The organism is Clostridioides sp. ES-S-0048-02 (genome assembly GCF_020658495.1).
In the GTDB taxonomy this organism is placed as follows: Bacteria; Bacillota; Clostridia; order Peptostreptococcales; family Peptostreptococcaceae; genus Clostridioides.
The window spans coordinates 147,371-166,675 of sequence record NZ_JACVWH010000002.1 but is presented as its reverse complement, the minus strand read 5'-3'; the positions used below and the strand labels follow the sequence as shown (position 1 = coordinate 166,675).

At 30.1% G+C, this 19,305-nt stretch carries 15 protein-coding genes; 2 read left to right on the top strand and 13 right to left on the bottom strand.

From position 1 onward, the window contains the following. Positions 1-13 precede the first annotated feature (13 nt). The 3 genes from IC173_RS03635 to IC173_RS03625 are packed head-to-tail and all read right to left on the bottom strand — an operon-like array spanning position 14 to position 3,679. The gene (locus IC173_RS03635; RefSeq protein ID WP_227855181.1) at positions 14-829 is read right to left on the bottom strand and encodes a PTS system mannose/fructose/sorbose family transporter subunit IID; all 816 of its coding nucleotides are present in this window, start codon (positions 827-829) and stop codon (positions 14-16) included. Beyond that, positions 816-1,595 (bottom strand): PTS sugar transporter subunit IIC, encoded by a 780-nt coding sequence (locus tag IC173_RS03630; protein WP_227855180.1) that lies wholly within the window; start codon positions 1,593-1,595, stop codon positions 816-818. Before IC173_RS03630 ends, IC173_RS03635 begins: the two co-directional genes overlap by 14 nt. Next, the gene (locus IC173_RS03625) at positions 1,595-3,679 is read right to left on the bottom strand and encodes a TIM-barrel domain-containing protein (RefSeq protein WP_255613276.1); all 2,085 of its coding nucleotides are present in this window, start codon (positions 3,677-3,679) and stop codon (positions 1,595-1,597) included. Before IC173_RS03625 ends, IC173_RS03630 begins: the two co-directional genes overlap by 1 nt. 516 nt (positions 3,680-4,195) lie before the next feature. Here IC173_RS03625 and IC173_RS03620 point away from each other — a divergent pair. After that, positions 4,196-4,408, top strand: a complete 213-nt coding sequence (locus IC173_RS03620; RefSeq protein ID WP_227855178.1) for a hypothetical protein — start codon at positions 4,196-4,198, stop codon at positions 4,406-4,408. Positions 4,409-4,732: 324 nt separating this feature from the next. On the opposite strand, the gene gatY is transcribed toward IC173_RS03620, so the two are convergent. From gatY to IC173_RS03595, 5 genes are all read right to left on the bottom strand, one after another. After that, positions 4,733-5,605, bottom strand: coding sequence for a tagatose-bisphosphate aldolase subunit GatY (gatY, locus tag IC173_RS03615; protein ID WP_227855177.1), 873 nt, complete (start codon positions 5,603-5,605; stop codon positions 4,733-4,735). Positions 5,606-5,624: 19 nt separating this feature from the next. Beyond that, positions 5,625-7,541, bottom strand: coding sequence for a PTS fructose transporter subunit IIABC (locus tag IC173_RS03610; protein ID WP_227830948.1), 1,917 nt, complete (start codon positions 7,539-7,541; stop codon positions 5,625-5,627). 2 nt (positions 7,542-7,543) lie between these two features. Next, a complete protein-coding gene (locus IC173_RS03605; protein WP_227855176.1) occupies positions 7,544-8,464 on the bottom strand; it encodes a 1-phosphofructokinase in 921 nt (306 codons plus the stop codon). Between the two features lie 102 nt (positions 8,465-8,566). After that, complete coding sequence (locus IC173_RS03600; protein WP_227433867.1) at positions 8,567-9,319, bottom strand: MurR/RpiR family transcriptional regulator; 753 nt, start codon at positions 9,317-9,319, stop codon at positions 8,567-8,569. A 337-nt stretch (positions 9,320-9,656) separates the two neighbouring features. Continuing rightward, positions 9,657-10,805 carry a glycerate kinase gene (locus IC173_RS03595; RefSeq protein ID WP_227855175.1) on the bottom strand — a complete coding sequence of 383 codons (1,149 nt, stop codon included), beginning with the start codon at positions 10,803-10,805 and terminating at the stop codon, positions 9,657-9,659. 179 nt (positions 10,806-10,984) lie between these two features. Between IC173_RS03595 and IC173_RS03590 the strand changes: the two genes are divergently transcribed. After that, positions 10,985-11,542: a class I SAM-dependent methyltransferase gene (locus tag IC173_RS03590; protein WP_413927431.1), complete on the top strand. Its 558-nt coding sequence runs from the start codon at positions 10,985-10,987 to the stop codon at positions 11,540-11,542. Between the two features lie 416 nt (positions 11,543-11,958). On the opposite strand, the gene IC173_RS03585 is transcribed toward IC173_RS03590, so the two are convergent. The 5 genes from IC173_RS03585 to IC173_RS03565 all read right to left on the bottom strand — a co-directional run bounded on the left by IC173_RS03585 (position 11,959) and on the right by IC173_RS03565 (position 19,193). Then, the gene (locus IC173_RS03585) at positions 11,959-13,278 is read right to left on the bottom strand and encodes an APC family permease (RefSeq protein ID WP_227835160.1); all 1,320 of its coding nucleotides are present in this window, start codon (positions 13,276-13,278) and stop codon (positions 11,959-11,961) included. 38 nt (positions 13,279-13,316) lie between these two features. Then, positions 13,317-14,069, bottom strand: coding sequence for a gamma-glutamyl-gamma-aminobutyrate hydrolase family protein (locus tag IC173_RS03580; RefSeq protein ID WP_255606356.1), 753 nt, complete (start codon positions 14,067-14,069; stop codon positions 13,317-13,319). Positions 14,070-14,314: 245 nt separating this feature from the next. Further along, complete coding sequence (locus IC173_RS03575) at positions 14,315-16,324, bottom strand: sigma 54-interacting transcriptional regulator (RefSeq protein WP_227855174.1); 2,010 nt, start codon at positions 16,322-16,324, stop codon at positions 14,315-14,317. Positions 16,325-16,600: 276 nt separating this feature from the next. Beyond that, complete coding sequence (locus IC173_RS03570; RefSeq protein WP_227481955.1) at positions 16,601-17,788, bottom strand: M20 family metallopeptidase; 1,188 nt, start codon at positions 17,786-17,788, stop codon at positions 16,601-16,603. A 13-nt stretch (positions 17,789-17,801) separates the two neighbouring features. Then, positions 17,802-19,193, bottom strand: a complete 1,392-nt coding sequence (locus IC173_RS03565) for a YfcC family protein (protein WP_227855173.1) — start codon at positions 19,191-19,193, stop codon at positions 17,802-17,804. Between the last annotated feature and the right edge of the window lie 112 nt (positions 19,194-19,305).

The window sequence follows — 19,305 nt, the reverse complement described above, 5'->3', positions numbered from 1 at the left end:
TATCACCCTTTCCTTATTTTAAAATACCTAATGCATATAGAATTATTGAAACAACCATTACACCCAAAATTAAGTATATTGGTTTTATATTTTTTTTAAGAGCCCAATAAACAATAACAACTAAAATTGCAGGAATTAAACCAGGCATAATTTGGTCTAATATTTCTTGACCTTTCATTGTAAAGTCACCTTGTTGAAAGTTCAGAGCAACATTAGCTTTTACTACAGAAGGTATTAAGGCACCTACAACCATTAGTCCTAAAATAGATGTACTCTCAGTTAAGATTTTTAAACTTTTTTCAATTGAAGATATCAGCTTAGTCCCTGATGTATAACCAGCATTAAACAGTGGGATACTTAATAGTTTCAATGCTACACTTACTATAACCCATAATAAGATTCCAAAAGGACTTCCATCTAATGCCATATTAGCTGCTATAGCTCCAAAAATTGTCCATGGTATAACAACAAACAAGCTATCTCCTAGACCTGCTACTGGCCCCATCAATCCTGTTTTAATTGAAGTAACAGCCTCTTCAGTATCTTCATTTGATAATTCCTCCATGGCTACATTAATACCCAAAATATAAGGAGCAACCCATGGATTAGTATTAAAAAATTGTAAATGATTTAATACAGCATTTTGAAGTTTTTCTGGCTTATCTTTATATACTGTTTTTAAAAATGGTAATACTGCATAGCAATATGCTAAAGCTTGCATCTTCTCATAATTTGAAGAAACAGAACTAGTAAAAAACCAACGCCATAAAACACTTCTTTTAACTTTTTCATTTGATTTATTTAATGACACATTATCACTCATCTTCATCCATACCTCCTACTACAGTATATTGTTGTGCTTGATTTTCCACATTCTTTTTATAAATTATAAGTGCGATTGCTCCTCCGATTAAAGCCACACCCAATAATGGTACTTTCATATAGACTGCTAAAACAAATCCAATCACTAAATAACTAAAATACTCTTTGGCAGGAAGATATCTAAGTAGTAATCCTATTCCTACTGCTGGAAGTAATCCACCAGCTACTGTTAAACCACCTGTTAACCATTCAGGCGTATATTTTAAAATAGTATCAACCAAAGAAGGTCCAAATATTACAGCTAAAGCAACTGGAATACCTGTTGTAGCTGCTGTTAATAATACTCCTAACATTTGCATATATGTTATATTTTTATAATTTCCTTTTTTAGCTCCATCTTCTGCTTTATGAACTAGCCATATACCAATTGTATTTCTAAGAACATCCAATTGTACCATCAGCAAAGCAACTGGAATACCTATAGAGATTCCTACAGATGCTTCTTGACTAGTTGTAATAGTTATAAATGTAGCTACTATACTTGCTGTTTGATAATCAGGAATTGATGCTCCACCAAAATTACTAATCCCTAATGATAGTAATTGTAATGTACCTCCAATATATAATCCTGTATTTATATCACCTAGGATAAGACCAGTAATAAAACCTGCTGTTACTGGTTGATATGTACCAAACATTGTTGAATTTTTTTCATAGTTTATAAAAAATCCATACATTACGATTAATAATAATTGCCATAATTGTGGCTCCATTATGATTTCACCTCTCTCAAAATATTTTTTAGTTCTTCAAAATTATGCTTAGAATTTTGCTTTAAGAAAATAGGAATTTCTTCAAGTGGACATTCTAGTTCATAAACTTCTCCACCTTCATAACTAATTCCACTAAATATATTTTCCCACATGTATCCTTTTGGCAAATATACTTTTCTACTTCTATCTTTATAATTCATTATTGGAGCAACCAAAATTTCATCTCCAAACATATATGTATTATCAATCTCCCAAGTTTTATCATCTTCAGGAAATTCATAAAATAGAGTTCTCATAACTGGTGTTCCATCTTCATGAGCTTCTTTCATTAATTTTTTTAAATAACTTTTTAAACTTTCTCTAATTTTTATAAACCTTGTAAGAATTCTTTCAACCTCTTCACCATAAGACCATATCTCATTAGGAGCTCCAGTAACCATTGAACCTCCACCTTTATTTGATAATGGCTTACTGTGAGGTAGCCTATCTCCATGCATTCTCAAAATTGGTGAAAAAGTAGCATATTGGAACCATCTCACCATAAGCTCTCTAAACTCTGGGTCGTTAGGATTTCCTCCATGGAAACCTCCAATATCTGTAGTCCACCAAGGTATACCTGCTAGTCCCATATTTAGCCCTGTATTTACTTGATTGTTAAAAGCCTCAAAACTGGAATCAATGTCTCCAGACCATACTAAAGCCCCATACTTTTGAGCTCCTGCCCAAGCTCCTCTTACAAGAGTTACAACAGACTCTTTATTATCATATAAACCATCATAAATCATTTTTAAATAATCGATAGGATATATATTTCCACAGCTTAAAACATTTCCTTTTTTATATCTATAATTATCAAAATCATAAACAGAATATCCAGGTTCAGCTACATCTAACCAATAATAATTAATTCCTAGTTGCTTATAATTTTTATCTATTCTATCCCAAACATATTCCCTTGCGTTTTTGTTTGTCATATCTACAAAGACTGTATTCCCTTGGATTTGCATTGTCATTCTAACACCACGATTAACATTAACCAAATAACCATTTTCTAAATAATCATTGTAGTTTTCTGCATCACTTTGAACTGTAGGCCATACAGATACTATTGGCTCTACTGAATACTCTTCTTTCAGTTTTTCAACCAACTCCTTAGGATTTTTCCAATAATCTAAGTCAAATTTATATTCACCTTGCTTAGGCCAATGAAAATAGTCGATTGCAATTGACGAAAGTTTAATGCCTCTTTTTGAGTATTCTTTCACAACATCCAAAACTTCCTCTGAAGTTCTATATCTTAATTTACTTTGCCATAGCCCTAATAGGTTTTCAGGCATCATAGGTACAGTTCCTGTAACTTGAGAGTAATTTTTACTTAACTCTTTTGGGCTTTCTCCACAAGTAATCCAATAATCTATAAAGTTTGTAGAAAACATCTTCCACTCTGTTATGTTCTTTGCAAAAGATACTCTTCCAATCCCTGGATTATTCCATAAAAATCCATAACTTAAGCTAGAAATATAATAAGGAACTGATATTTGAGAATTTCTTTGGGCTAACTCCAAAACGGTATTCTTTAAATCTAGAAATTCATGTTGGTATTGTCCCATCCCAAAAACCTTTTCACAAGGTTTAGACTCAAATCTAGTAGTTACTTCAAATTCCCCACTACAACTTGGTCGATATTCTCTTGATTTCAATTTAAGTGTGGAGTTAAAGTCTTTGGTAATTTCAATGGTTCCTACATCTTCTCCACCATCATCATGTTTTACAGCTCTTAATCTAATAAATTCCTTTAACAATATTTCATTTTTATCGTTATAAAAAGTAATTCTATCTCTATGGTCTAAGATAGCCTTTACTTTTCCATTTTTAATACTTACACTACCATCTTCACTCTTGTCAATTTTAATATCTTCTTTATTCAACTTAGGTTTTTCATTAAGAGCATAATTTTCATCAATAAAATTTTGGTCGACAAATGACCTAATACGTAAAGAATTTTTTCCCCATGCTTCTATTCGCAGTAGTTCATTGTCAAATCTTTTTTCAATATAATCTTCAAATATTCTTACCACAGCCATCCTCCTAAATCGATAATTTAATCTTCCATTTTGATGTACTTTAAAATTAAATAACTCAGTCTAATATCTTAATTTTATATATTAAGCTTTGCATACAATTTATTTGTACATTAAACTAACTTACTAATAATATACTTTATTTGGCTCTCTTTGTCAATCGTTTTCCAAAATTTGATAGAATTTTCCAATTTAGTTATATATAATAGGTTTTGTATAACCTAATACTCACAAATAAACAAATCCATCGTTATCCTCGCTGTCATATATAACACTTATTCTTAGTTATAAAAATAAGGAATAGTTTGTCTACTATCCCTCAAAAAAATCTTAATATTCAAATTTATAATATATGTCTTCCCTATAATTCTAATAAATTAAAAACCATACAAATAATAAATACTTCCTATATACTTAAAGTTTATTTTAGAGACTCCATATTATTTATAGTATTTAAAATCTTGATAATGGAATATCTATTATTATTATAAATTTATTTTCATTAACTTTTATTTTTTATTGTTTGGTGGTTTAAGTGGAAGTGGTGCTGATTTATTGGTCGGTTTTTTAGTTCAGTCTGGTCATAAGATATTTACTGCTGCATTCTTTCCAAGAATCCTTAGCAATATAGTAGACAAGCCTTTATCTTTTATTATGGTTGTGTATTTTATAAGTAAAATGCCTAAAGGTTTTATATCTCAATATAATAGAAGTACATCTAGTTCTTCTTAATAAGTTGTATATCATATCTAATTTATTAAATATTATGATAAATTTATATACATATATTTGTATAACAATATTTTCTACTTCATTTTTCATTAATTTTAATATTAATGATTCAATTATGCAATATTTGTATTAATTTAATTAAATACAATCTCTTAATATAAATTTAGATTCTAAATCTGTATTAAGTGGTTGTATTTTTATTTATTTCTAATTACCATACCTATCCCTCCAAACTGCTCATTTATTCTCTTAAATATATAAAATAAAGTAAGAGGTTTATTATAAACCTCTTACTTTATTTTATATATTTATAATTAGATTTTATTAACAGTACTCCACTGCCCCTACTACTTTTCCTACACATCCACAAACTTCCATTCTACTCTTAACAAATTCTTTAACCGAATCTAGACCTTTTTTACCATATTTCTTAGGGTCAATTACCTCTGGGTCAGAATTAAGCACATCCTTAACCCCATTACTATAAGCAATCCTTAACTCTGTTGCATAATTAACCTTGCAAATCCCTCTTTTTATAGATTCTTTAATAATCTCATCTGGTATCCCTGACCCACCATGTAATACTAATGGAACTGATACAACCTCTCTAATTTCAGACAATCTATCTAAATCAAGCTTTGGCTCTCCCTTATATAACCCATGTGCCGTACCTATTGCTACTGCTAAAGATGATACCCCTGTTCTTTCTACAAATTCTTTTGCTTCTAGTGGGTCTGTATATGCTCCACCATCACCACCATCTAAATCGTCTTCCTTACCTCCAACTTTACCTAATTCAGCTTCAACAGGTATATCTGAAGGTGTACATGCATCTACAACAGCTTTAGATACTGATATATTATCTTCGTAACTTTCATGAGAACCATCAATCATAATAGAAGTATATCCAACTCTAAGTGCCTGCATTGCTAGCCCAAAACTTGAACCATGGTCTAAGTGCATAGCAACAGGAATACTTGCCTTCTCTGATGCAACCTTTACATTTGCTAAATAATAATCCAATCCTGCATACTTTATTGTTGAAGGTGTTGTCTGTAGTATTACAGGTGATTTAAGTTCTTCAGCAGCTTCTATTACTGCCATAACCATCTCCATATTTTCAACATTAAATGCTCCTACTGCATAATGCCCTTCTTGTGCATCTAATAATATTTGTTTAGTTGTCACTAATGCCATAATTCATCCTCCTATATATTTATAATGATTTAATTTCTTCATTATTTAATTTTGATACTATTTCTATGCTTGTCTTACTATTTATTAACTCATTTAAAAATTCTTCGTCCATTAGTTTTGCAGATAGTTGAGACAATGTCTTTAAATGTAAATTATCACCATTGTCTGTAGCTGCTATCATAAATATAAGATGTACTGGGCTTCCATCCTCTGATTCAAAATCAAACCCTTCTTTTGATACACCAACTGCTACTCGTGGTACTTTTACTGCATCTGTTTTTGCGTGTGGTATCGCTATGCCCATACCAAAACCTGTAGATGATATTTCTTCTCTCTTATGAATTTCTTCTTTAAATTTATTTTTATCTAAAAGAACACCTGATTTATCAAGTATTTCAACCATTTCATCAATTACATCTGTTTTACTTTTTCCTTTAACATCTAAAACTACTGTTTCTTCGTTATACAAAGAGACTTTATTAGATACGTTTTCCGATTTTGTAATTTCCTTTTTATATTCATTTTTAATTTCATCTGTATTTTCTGTAGTATTATTGTTATTTACTACCTTAGGTGTAACTATCATATAAAGTATTGCTCCTACTAATGAACCTGCAAGTATACATCCTACCCATAAAAGCGGCTTATTTACTAGTCCTAAGACTAAAAATCCTCCATGTGGAGCTGGTACTTCTATTTTCATTATGTAAGTTAAAATCGCTGATATTGATGACCCAATCATAAGTACTGGCAACACTTTCAGTGGATTCTTTGCCGCGAAAGGTATCGCTCCTTCTGTTATATGAGTACTACCTAGTATATAATTAATTAATCCTGCCGCTCTATCTTCTTCTGTAAATCTATTTTTAAATAAAGTAGATGCTATAGCTATTACTAATGGTGGTGTTATACAAGCTGCAGATACACCTGCCATAAATAAGTAGTTTCCTTGACCTAGAAGCATAGTTCCAGTCACATATGCTGCTTTATTTACTGGACCTCCCATATCAAATGCTGACATACATCCTATTACTAATCCTAGGATTATAGGACTTGAGTTCTGTAACCCTGAAAGGAAATTCATCATAGCATTGTTAAGAGCTGAACATGGTCCCCCAAGTAACAACATAGATATACCAACAACACCCACACTGACTATAGGAATTATAAAAATAGATTTAAGTCCTTCTAACTGTCTTGGTAATTTTCTCAATAAGTACACAAATAATTTAACTGCATAACCTGCCAAAAATCCCGATATAATTCCACCTAAGAACCCTGAACCTGTGTCAAACGATATCATTCCTCCAACAAGCCCTGCCAACATACCAGGTCTACCTGATACAGATTGAGCTATAAACGCCGCTAATACAGGAACCATCAAATTCATAGAATATCCACCAACAGATTTTAATGTAGCTGCTATCTGATTATACTGTTCTGAATTTGGGTCAAATGAGTAAATCCCCCACAAAAATGATATAGCAGTTAGCACTCCGCCTGCTACTACTAAAGGTAGCATATGAGATACTCCATTCATTAAGTCTTTATATAGTTTTTGACCAAACGATAAATTCCCTTCTTCTGTAAATTTGCTACTTGATGTATTTCCCTTTCTAACTGCTACTTTACCATCAATACACTTTTGTATAAGCTCACTAGCTTTGTGTATACCTTCTTTTACAGGCACCTCTATTACTGGTTTTCCATTAAATCTATCCATATCAACGTTTTTATCACAAGCAACTATTATTGCATCTGCCATTTCGATATCTTTTGCTGTTAATTTATTCTCTACTCCTATGGCTCCATTTGTTTCAACTTTTATATCACATCCTAATTCTTTAGCTGATTTTTTTAATGCTTCTTCTGCCATAAATGTATGTGCAATTCCAGTTGGACAACCTGTTACCCCAAGGATTATCTTTCTCCCCATTTTTATACCACCTTTCTGACTTTTATATTTTTTATGTACTCTTCTACATTCGCCAAACTACCGATACCATTACTTTCAGCCACACTTGCACCCGTTGCAGCAGACCTTTTCAATGCTTCTTCAATATCTTCTGGATTTTCCAACCATATACTTAAAAATGCAGCTAATGCAGAATCACCAGCACATGCAGAGCTAACAACTGTAACTGGTTGAGCACTAGCATAATAAATTGCTTCTCCATTGTAAAAATAAGAACCTTTTTCTCCTAAAGTTAGTAATATATTTTGAGCTCCTTTCAAATGTAGTAACTTAAGCACATCCTTAATGTCCTCTTCATCTCTTACAATAATTCCAAATATATCTTTGATTTCTTCATCATTTGGTTTTATCAAGTATGGATTATATTCTAATAACTCCTTTAATTTCGGTGAACTTATATCAAGTATTGTTTTTATATTTTTATTTTTACAAATCTCAAATATATCTTCATAGTAATTATCATCAATACCAGGTGGTAAACTTCCACTTATTGACAAGTAATTTATATCTTCTAATGACTCTATCTTCTCTATCATTTCTAGCTTTTGCTTTGCATTTACATATGACCCAGAGTTTACAAATTTAAACTCATCATTTCCATCATTTAAAAATATATTTATACGAGTTGTATCTTCTACCCAGGTAGGTAGTACATCAAACCCTTTCTTTTCACTTTCTTCAACTATATATTTTCCTGAGAATCCTCCAAAAAAACCTAATATCTTGGACTCTACACCATAATGACCTAGTACAAATGTCACATTTAAACCTTTTCCATTAGGAGAATATGTAGCATTTGATGTACGATTTACTAATTTACTTTTTATACCGTTAGTAGATATGTTCATATCTATTGCTGGATTCGTGGTTAATGTATATATCATTGTCTTCCCCCTTGCTTCTGCTGTGTATGTTTTCATTATAATAAAAAAGTCTATGAAAATCTTTTCATAAAAAGAAAATAGATTTTCATAGACTTTTTCAATTTAATTTTCAGAATTATTATATTTGACCATATAATCTATAATTATCCTAGATATAATGTACAATGGTAACCTAGATGACACTTCATACTCAGAGATTGAGATATGATAATGTTTATATCCTACAATATATAAATCAGAATAGTTTATAAGTTTTGCATTTTCACTACAACAACATGTTATAACTTTGGCTCCACTTAAATTGGCATTTTGTGCTGATTCTACAAGTTCTTTAGTGTTTCCATTCAACGAAAATATGATTATAAGTTCATCTTCTTTCATTGATTTAGATTTTATTTTCATTATATTAGGGTCATTTATAAAAAACACATTAAAATCAAGTAATTGTAACTTAAGGCTAAACTCTTTTGCTACATATTCAGTAAGACCTCTTGCTAAGACGTATATCTTACTAGATTCATTTATAGTTTTTATTATATTAATTAGTGTAGTTAAGGATATTTGTTCTATAACTCGTTGTGCTTCTATAAAAGACTTGTTTATTATATCCCCCATATTGTGTATATCATTATTTTCATCTTTTACTGTCAACCTGTATCTAAGTTCATTAAATCCATTTAGGCCACATTTTCTAATTGCTCTTGAAACAGTTGCTGGAGACGAATATGTTTCATGAGCAATCTCTACTATGGACAATTCTGATAATATTGACTCATTTTGATTTATAAATTTAATTATTTCAAGTTCCGTTTTTGTTAGATTTTCAGAATTACTTTTGTTTAGCTCAATTATCATATTTTTTCTCTCCTTGTATATAAGTTTTTTGTCTAAATTTATCAAGTAATATAATAATATATTTCCTCTTAACTACTTATTTTTATACACAATCATGATTTAGTCAATGTCTATAAGTATAAATTTATAATATTATAATTTTGTACTTTAATTTATTCTGTAATTACTATGTTATTTTGCAATAAAAAAGTAATTACTTAATCACTAAGATTGAGTAATTACAAATTTTTTAGCCTGCAAGTAGCTTATTATGAATATTTAAAATTATTTTCAATATGGATTAATATATCCTCTAAAGGACTTATTTCAATATCAAACCCTAGCTATGTCAGTCTTTTTATTTAGTACTTTTTAATACCTTTATAAGATTAAATATTTGTACTGTTGTGGCAGTCATATTATTACTTACCGTTTCCTTATCCATTGCTTCTTCTATGGTCATAGCCCTATTTACTATAGAAAAATAAGCATCTATCCCTTCTTCATTACACTTAACTGCATCTTCTGTCGTTGCTCCAGCCAAACCTATTACTTTTGCCCCATATTTTTTAGCCATCTTTGCAACTCCTATTGGTGCTTTGCCCATAGCTGTTTGATTATCCAATTTACCTTCTCCAGTTATTACAAAGTCTGCACATTTTAACTCGTTCTCTATTTTAATTTCTTCTAATATTATTTTTACTCCAGATTCTAATTTTGAATTTAAAAACGCTAAAAATGCAAAACCTAATCCACCTGCTGCTCCAGTACCTTCTATATTGGCTATGTCTTTATCTAAATCACTTTTAACTATCTTAGCAAAATTTCTAAGGCCATTATCTAACTCTTCAATTATTTTTGGTGTTGCACCTTTTTGAGGTCCATATATGTACGCTGCTCCATTTTTACCAAACAGTGGATTATTCACATCACAAGCTATTTTAAAGCTACATTTATCTAATTCTTTTAACCTATTATCTATTTTTATATGTCTTATTTCATTTAAAACTTTTCCACCTAACCCTACTAAGTTGTTGTTTTCATCATAAAACTCAAATCCTAAAGCTTGAAGCATACCTACCCCAGCATCATTAGTAGCACTTCCACCTATTCCAACTATAAAATTTCTATAGCCTTTATTTATTGCTTCTTTTATTATTTCTCCAACACCGTAAGTTGTGGTGTTTAAAGGATTTCTAAGTTCAGTTGGAACTAATGTTAATCCTGATGCTTGAGCCATTTCTATTATTGCTGTATTTGTACTTTTTAATAATCCATATGTCGCATTTACTTTTGTAATTATTGGTCCAGTGACTTCTATAGTTTCTTTTTCACCATTCATACCTTGTACTAAAGCGTCTACTGTTCCTTCCCCACCATCTGCAAGTGGCAATATCTTTACTTTTGCATCTTTTTCAACTTTTAATATCCCCTTTTTTATTGCATTTGCTGCCTCAATTGAAGATAAACTGCCTTTCAAAGAATCTATAGAAATTAATATTTTCATATTTATCTACTCCTTATTTTAAAAATAAAAATTTATAAGTTTTAATTTACATTCTATTTTATACTCTACTCCTTTCTTTGTACATACAGTTTCTTGTTTACATCCAGCTCTTACTAGAAATATGCTATACTTTATCATAATTAGCAAGTTGTCAAATCGTAATTTAGGAGGATAAAACTATGGAATCTAAATATACAGAAATAAACTCAAAGACCTTTGATAAATGGAATAAAGAAGGCTGGGAATGGGGACAACCTATCAGTCATGAAGTTTTTGAACGAGCCAAAGCTGGAGATTGGTCCGTTGTACTGACACCCACTAAACCCGTTCCGAAAAATTGGTTTTGTGATATGAAAAATACAAAAATACTAGGATTAGCGTCTGGAGGCGGACAACAAATGCCAATTTTCACTGCATTGGGAGCTCAATGTACAGTTTTAGATTATTCAACTTCACAATTATTAAGTGAAAAAAAGGTTGCAGAAAGGGAAAAGTATTCTATTGAACTTGTACAAGCTGACATGGCAAAGCCACTACCTTTTAAAGATGAAAGTTTTGACTTAATATTTCATCCAGTTTCTAATTGTTATGTAGAAGATGTATTACCAATTTGGAAAGAGTGTTATCGTATACTAAAAAAAGGTGGTATACTTTTATCTGGACTTGATAATGGCATCAATTTTGTATTTAATGAAGAAGGAACAGAATTCCAATATAGGCTTCCATTTAATCCTTAAAAAAATAAAAATATATATGATGAATCAATCCAAAATGATTGGAGAATTCAATTTTCTCATACAATTGAAGAACAAATAGGTGGACAACTACAAGCAGGATTTATTTTAACAGATATTTATCAAGATACAAATGGTTCTGGTAATCTTCATGAATTTAATATTCCATCATTTTACGCAACTAGAGCAGTAAAAAAATAAAACTATTTATACAAAAAGCGGTATAACACCAAAATGCTATACCGCTTATCATAAATTTAAAAGAATCCTTATAAAATATCTATAAATATAGCCCTTTGTGAATTTCAATACTAGAGATAAAATTCCAAAAACTACACACGATTATATTTATACATCCAATTTATAGATAGAAAATTTATTACAATCTTTATAATTTTATTCTCTAATAATTATAAGAATTACTTGACTTCAATATCATTATATTTTTTTGAATATACATTAGTCATATAGAAATATATAGGAACTACAATTACCATACCACCTAGTCCCCAAACTATCTTCATTGGTTCATCAATACCTGCTTTTATCAATAATACTATACTTATAGCTACTGCAAATATTGGTATAATCACTCCTCCAGGTATCCTAAAGTTTATGTCTTTACCAGCATACTTCTTCCTTAATATTAATACAGCTAGACAGGTAGGAATATATTGAATAAATCTAGATACAACACTTATTTGAGATAGTGTTGTAAATGACCCTGACCATGCTATTAATAAAGTTCCTATAACAGAAACTATAATTGCTATATATGGAGCTCCATTTTTATTAGTTTTTCTTATAGACTTAGGCATTAATCCTTGCTCGACCAAAGCAGCCGCAGACCTTGGTGTAAATATAGATGATGCAATATTTATTCCTCCAACAGATACTATAGTCCCTATTGTAATTATATATCCACCTATAGGACCTAACATTTTAATAGCAGCATCTGCAACAGGAGTCGCTGACCCTCTTAATCCATCTCCCAATACACCTATACTTATCCCCAATATAAGCATATATATTACTGATACTACAAACATTACCATTACTAATGCCTTAGGTACATTTTTCTTAGGATTTTCCATATCTTTTGCTGCAACAGCTAAAGATTCAAACCCCGTAAAAGCATAAAATAAAGTTATTGATACTGCTACAAAAGCTGATGATGTACTTTGACCTTTTTGTATTATTATAAATGGCGTAAAATTAGAGCCTTTTATAAAAAATAAACCTACAGCTATAAATAAAACTATTGGTAATAATTTTCCTATAGTCATTATATTGTTTAAATGCTTAGATTGCTTCATTCCCATAAAATTTATAAGCCCAAGCCCTCCAACTAATATACCAATTATTATATTTTTAATAAGTGGCTCTGCTGCTTGAGGCCATATAGATGATAGTGTGACTGCAAAAAAGTTTGCCATAGTTGCCCAAGCAATCATACTAACTATCCACTTCATAAATCCAACTTCAAACCCAATAAAATCTCCAAAGGCCTCTTTTGCATAAAGATACGGCCCTCCATCAGTATCAAACCAACTCCCTGCTTCAGCAAAACATAAAGCAATAGAGACAGCTAAAAACATACAAAAAACTAATACTAAGATACTCGCTGGACCTATACTTGTATATGCATCTCCAGGTAAGCCAAATATACCTGACCCTATTATTGCATTAATCCCTAATAATACAATACTCCAGAAACCTAACTTAACACTTTTTTTCATTGTTATTCCTCCAAACTCAACTTAAAATATAGTTATAATTATTTTTCTTTAGATGCTTCTTTAACTATCGCCATAAATATTTTTTTCATATTATCACAATCCTTAGTCATCATTTCTGGATGCCATTGTATGCCTATTACAAACTCATTCCCATCCTTTTCTATAGCTTCAATTAAACCATCTTTAGCAGTAGCTGAAACAATATATCCTGGAGCTACCTTATTGACAACTAAATGATGGAAACTATTAACTAGGATTTCTTGTTCTCCTAATATTTCATACAACTTTGTACCCTCTTTTATCTGTGCTGTATGTGTAGGTATATTAGATAAATGTTGCTGATTATGTTTTATGTAAGCTCCTTCAATTAAAGATAAATCTTGATATAAACTCCCTCCCTCAGCTACATTTATAATTTGTTCACCTCTACATATACCTAACACTGGTTTTTTCATATCTAAAGCATACTTTAATAACTTCATATCAAAAACATCTCTTTTAGGTGATATTGCACCTAGCTTATTATGAGGTTCCTCCTTCCATATAAGAGGATTTACATCTTGTCCTCCTGATAGTATAAGTCCATCTATATTTGATACTTGTTCCTTTATAATCTCATCATCATATACAATTGGTACAATATATGGTATAGCTTTACACATAGCTACTGACTGTATATAGTCATTATTTACATAAGCCCTTTCATAACCAGGAAACATCCCCCCTTCATCAATTAATAAGTTTCCTGATATTCCTATTACTGGATATTTCTTTTTAATCACTTTCTTCACCCCTTAAATTATTTATGAACAATAAAAAATGCTACTTCTCTCTTAAAGAGCAAGTAGCATACCAATATTTTAATTGTTTAAAAATTCTAATTTATTTTTAAAATACTTTTTCTAAGGAATCAGTTATATAAATCACTCTATTGATTTATATTTTATTTTAATCCTATTTAATTCGACTTTTTGAATAGTGTTAATTCTAATTAATAGGCAAAATAGGCATTCATACTTTCCTTTTTATTAACCTATTAAATACTATTTAATATATTTTTTCCTCTTCTATTTAACTCACTTCCCTTTCTACCTGATTCACATATTATCAAATCTAGTTCTTTAAGTATATTAAGTATTCCCCTTACCTCACCTTCTGTTATACTATAACCTAATTCATTTATTGAATTAACAATACCATTTCTACCTATGTTTTTATTAAGGTTATTGGCATTTTTTAAGCATTCCATTACTAATCTTACTTTTTCTATAGATGTTCTATCTTTTAATGTACTTATTTCTTTACTATAGTCTTCAGTTATATTTAGTAAATTATGAGGTAAGTCATTAATTAAAATAACATGTTCAGAACTCATAATGTTAATATACATAGCTGTATTTTTTAATTCTCTTATATTCCCTGGCCATTCATATGAATTAATAATGTCTTTAACATCTTGACTAATTTCCCTCTTACTTTTCATAAAATGCTTTAGCATAACTTCTATATCTTCTTTTCTCTCTCTTAAAGGTGGTATGTTTATAGGCAATACATTTATCCTATAATATAAATCAGCTCTGAATCTATCTTTTTTTATCATTTCTAATAAATTTTTATTTGTAGCTGCAATTACTCTTACATCAGTGTCTATTACATTTTCCCCCCCAACTCTCATGACTTGATTTTCTTGTAATACTCTAAGTAATTTGCTTTGTAAATATATGGGCATGTCTCCTATTTCATCTAAAAATATAGTTCCATTATTAGCTTGCTCAAATAAACCTTTTTTCCCTCCTCTTAAAGCACCTGTAAAAGCACCTTCTTCATATCCAAAAAGTTCACTTTCAAGTAGGTTTTCTGGCATAGCTGCACAGTTTATCGCTATAAATGGCTGACTATGCCTTGGTGATGCATTATGAATAGACTGAGCCATAAGTTCTTTTCCTGTTCCACTTTCTCCAGTTATAAGAACTGTATAATCAGATTCCGCTATTTTCATACCTAGCTCTTTAGTTCTTTCCATTTTTACTGATACTGTTTTTATGTCATCAAAGGTATACCTAGCAACTTGTCCCTTTTCTCTAAGCTTCTTTGATAGGTTTTGTTCCAATTTCCTTATGTAAGTTATTTCTTGAATACAAAAATAATATCCAGTCACCCTTCCAAAACTTTCTATATTATACTTATTTACATTTAAATATTTATTATTAAACTTTATAACTTCATCATGTGCCTTACTTAATCTAAAAATCTTTTTAATATTTTCATTCTCTAATTCATCTATATTTTTTCCTATAATATCATTTTTAATATCTAGTATATCACTCAAGCTATTATTACAAATAATTACATTTTTCTTCTCTGATATCATTGCCATACCTAGGTTTGATAAGTTTATTATAGAATTCAATTCATCTGCTTTTATAGTAAGTTCTTTATATTTAGTATTTATTCCTGAATATAAACTAATCACTTCATCTATATACTTAATTAGCCTCTCAGTAATTTCCTTATCATCCAGTTTGAGTTTTGCTATTATTTGAATAAATGTTGAACTATCAATATACCTATGCCCTAAATCAATAACTTCTTCAATATATTTTGGAACTAAATCTGCTTCTCCTGGTGTTACAGCTATCTTAATATTTCTATATTCTTCATTAGGATTATATGGTATGAAATTTAAGTGATTTATTCCTATATTGTATAAATTAGATATTGTTTCTAATACAGTGTGCTTATTATCATTTACTACTAATACATCTATTCCTTCTGGTAATGAAAATAACTTGTATATATCCTTTTGCTTTATAGTTCTATTTATAATTATTATCTTTGAGACATCTTTTACATATTTTTTTATTTTCAATACTCTATCATCTATCATTACTAATATTATGTCATCTTTTATCGATTCTTCTTCTGTTATTCTATTTAAATAATAGTTTTTTATTATTACTTTATCTTTAAATATCAGCTTTAGGTTTTTATTTAAAAAACACTCTAATTTAGATAATCCATCAGTTACTACTGCTATTGTTTTCATTATAAATCTATCCTTTCTTTTGTTTATATTATATAAAATTTTAATAGTTCTAATATAGTTCAAAATCTTTTAACTTATATAAAGCAAAAGTTATGCCAAATTGATAGATTTCTTATTTTTTATTTAACCTTAAGCTAGAAATATTATTATATGATTAAGATTAGATAAATAATATAACTTTAGCTATAGAATCTACAAAAACATGACTCCTATCAAAAAATAAAAAGGTATTACCAACTTTCTGGTAATACCTTTTTATCTTATTTTTAATTTAAATTAATTCAAATGATTTTTCTTAATCTCATCAAGTAGCCCATCTTCTAGGTAAATTTCTAATGCACATCCTACCATTGCCTTTACTGCTTTGTGAAGTTTATCATAAGCTTCCTCAGAATTTGCATAATTTAGAAACTCTTTTTCATGAACATATACCATTGGATTTATGTCTAGAGCTATTTCCGTATACATAGTAGGACAAACTTGGCTTACGTTTCCTATGTCTGTAGAACCTACTGGACCTTCTTTTCCTTCTAATATATCTGTTATACCTGCCTCAATTAGATTATTCTTTGTTATATTCTGAAGCACCTTATTATTTATTATATTGTCAAAAGAATTTTCAAAGTATCTATAAGAAAGTTTAGCACCTGTCATTAACTCTGCACCTTTTGCACAGTTTATAACCTTTTTAGTTACTTCATCTAAATAACTTCTTTCAGCAGCTCTTACGAAAAATTCACAGGCAGCTTTTTCTGGAACTATGTTTGGAGCTTCTCCTCCATTTGAAACTATCCCATGTATTCTAACATCTGATTTTACATGCTGTCTTAGTGCATTTATTCCTGCAAAAGTAAGTTGTACTGCATCTAATGCATTAACACCCATATGAGGATGGCTAGCTGCATGTGCTGATACCCCTTCAAAACTAAACTCTATTGAATCTATTGCCAAAGCCTTGCAGTTTATGTTATTAAAAGCTTCTATATGCATCTGATAACTTACATCAATATCATCAAAAGCTCCTGCCTTAACTAAATCACACTTTCCTCCTGTTGTTTCTTCAGCTGGTGTTCCTATTAGTACAATTTTTCCTTTAAAATTTTCTTTTAACTTACTTAGTACTATACAAGCTCCTAATGTAGATGCAGCAATCCAGTTATGTCCACAAGCATGACCTGGTTCTTTATTTTCCCCATATCCAGGCAATGCGTCATACTCAGCTAAAAATGCTATAGTTGGACCATCATTATCCCCTAGTTCTGCTCTAAAAGCAGTATCCATATTACAGTATGGATAAGTTGTATCAAATCCATATTCCTTCATTTTATCTACCAAGTACTTTGATGATATATATTCTTCTTCTCCTAGTTCTGGATTGTTAAATATAAAATCACATACTTCTTCAATTTCTTTTCCCAGTTCATTCTCTATCTCATAAGCTCTTTTCTTTATACTTTCAATCATAATATACCTCCTATTAGAATCCAACAAATAATCCTATTGTTAAAAACACCATTACAGTAATTGTTAATACTACCATTAAAGGCATTACAAATCTAACCCACTTTGACCAAGGAATATTAGCTACTGCTAGTGCTCCCATTAAAACACCTGATGTAGGTGTTATTAAGTTAGTTACACCTATACCAAATTGATAAGCTGTAACTATCATTTGTCTAGATACATCTACTAAATCTCCAAGTGGAGCAAGTACAGGTATTGTAAGTGATGCAAGTCCTGATGCAGATGGTATAAAAAATGCTATTAAACCTTCTATTAAGAAAGTTAAATTTATAAATATAGTCTTTGGAAGTCCATTTAATAAATTTGCGGCAGAATTTAAAATTGTATCTATTATAAATCCATTTTCTGCTATTATTACTATTCCACGTGCAAATGCTATACATAGCCCTGCTGTCATTAAATCTCCTGCTCCACTTATAAATGAATTAACTATGTCATCTTGTTTAAGCCCTGATGCTATTCCTGATATTATACCTATAGCTGTAAATATCATTGCAATTTCAGTTATGTACCATCCTAGCTTTAAAACTCCATATATCATAATTGCCATACCTATTGTGAAAATTGCTATTACCATAGCTTCTCTTTTTGTAAATTCTTTTATGTTTGTATCAGTATTAACCATTGATTCTTGATTCAATGATATACCATGTACTAAAGACTTCTTAGGGTCTTTTTTAACTTTATTGGCATACATCATAACAAATCCTATAGATATAGCCATATATATTATAAACATAACAACTCTCAACTCTATCCCAGAACCTGGTGTTATTTGTGACAATGCTTGTGCTATTCCTACAGAGAAAGGATTAGTAGTAGCTGCTCCAAATCCAGCTGTTGCTCCTATAAATACTGTAGCCACTGCTGTTAATGAATCATATCCCATACTGGTCATGAGTGGAATAAATATCATATAAAAAGGTAGTGTTTCTTCACTCATTCCAAATGTTGTTCCACCTAATCCAAATAGAATCATTGATATAGGTATTATTAAGAATTGGAATCTTTTCATTTTATTTACAGTATGAGCTATAACAGCTTCTATAGCTCCTGTTTTGTTAACTATTCCAAAAGCTCCTCCAACTATCAAAACAAATCCAACTACTTCAGCTGCATCTATAAATCCATTTATAGGTGCTGTAAATACATCAGTAATTCCTTGTGGATTTGATGCTGCTTTTTCATAAGTTCCAGCTACAACAACCGACCTTCCATCTATATCTACCCTTTCAAAATTTCCACTTGGTACTATCCAAGTAAGAACTGCCATTACTACTATTAGTAAAAATATTATAGTAAGTGTCTGTGGCATAGTAAACTTTTTCTTTTTTAAACTGCTCATTTTTAATCTCCCCCACTTTTAAAATTAAAATATTTTATTATTGCTTTCCTTTTCTATCCTATTTTATATAGATGTAAAAAAGCTCAACATGGATACATGTTGAGCTGAATGC

Bases quoted from the DNA above. Each gene is read 5' to 3' on its own strand.
- IC173_RS03585 (WP_227835160.1), bottom strand. From the start codon at position 13,278: ATGAAAAAAAGTGTTAAGTTAGGTTTCTGGAGTATTGTATTATTAGGG.
- IC173_RS03575 (WP_227855174.1), bottom strand. From the start codon at position 16,324: ATGAAAACAATAGCAGTAGTAACTGATGGATTATCTAAATTAGAGTGT.
- IC173_RS03625 (WP_255613276.1), bottom strand. From the start codon at position 3,679: ATGGCTGTGGTAAGAATATTTGAAGATTATATTGAAAAAAGATTTGAC.
- gatY (WP_227855177.1), bottom strand. From the start codon at position 5,605: ATGGCATTAGTGACAACTAAACAAATATTATTAGATGCACAAGAAGGG.
- IC173_RS03610 (WP_227830948.1), bottom strand. From the start codon at position 7,541: ATGGGGAGAAAGATAATCCTTGGGGTAACAGGTTGTCCAACTGGAATT.
- IC173_RS03590 (WP_413927431.1), top strand. From the start codon at position 10,985: ATGGAATCTAAATATACAGAAATAAACTCAAAGACCTTTGATAAATGG.
- IC173_RS03595 (WP_227855175.1), bottom strand. From the start codon at position 10,805: ATGAAAATATTAATTTCTATAGATTCTTTGAAAGGCAGTTTATCTTCA.
- IC173_RS03635 (WP_227855181.1), bottom strand. From the start codon at position 829: ATGAAGATGAGTGATAATGTGTCATTAAATAAATCAAATGAAAAAGTT.
- IC173_RS03565 (WP_227855173.1), bottom strand. From the start codon at position 19,193: ATGAGCAGTTTAAAAAAGAAAAAGTTTACTATGCCACAGACACTTACT.
- IC173_RS03630 (WP_227855180.1), bottom strand. From the start codon at position 1,595: ATGGAGCCACAATTATGGCAATTATTATTAATCGTAATGTATGGATTT.
- IC173_RS03600 (WP_227433867.1), bottom strand. From the start codon at position 9,319: ATGATAATTGAGCTAAACAAAAGTAATTCTGAAAATCTAACAAAAACG.
- IC173_RS03570 (WP_227481955.1), bottom strand. From the start codon at position 17,788: ATGATTGAAAGTATAAAGAAAAGAGCTTATGAGATAGAGAATGAACTG.
- IC173_RS03605 (WP_227855176.1), bottom strand. From the start codon at position 8,464: ATGATATATACATTAACCACGAATCCAGCAATAGATATGAACATATCT.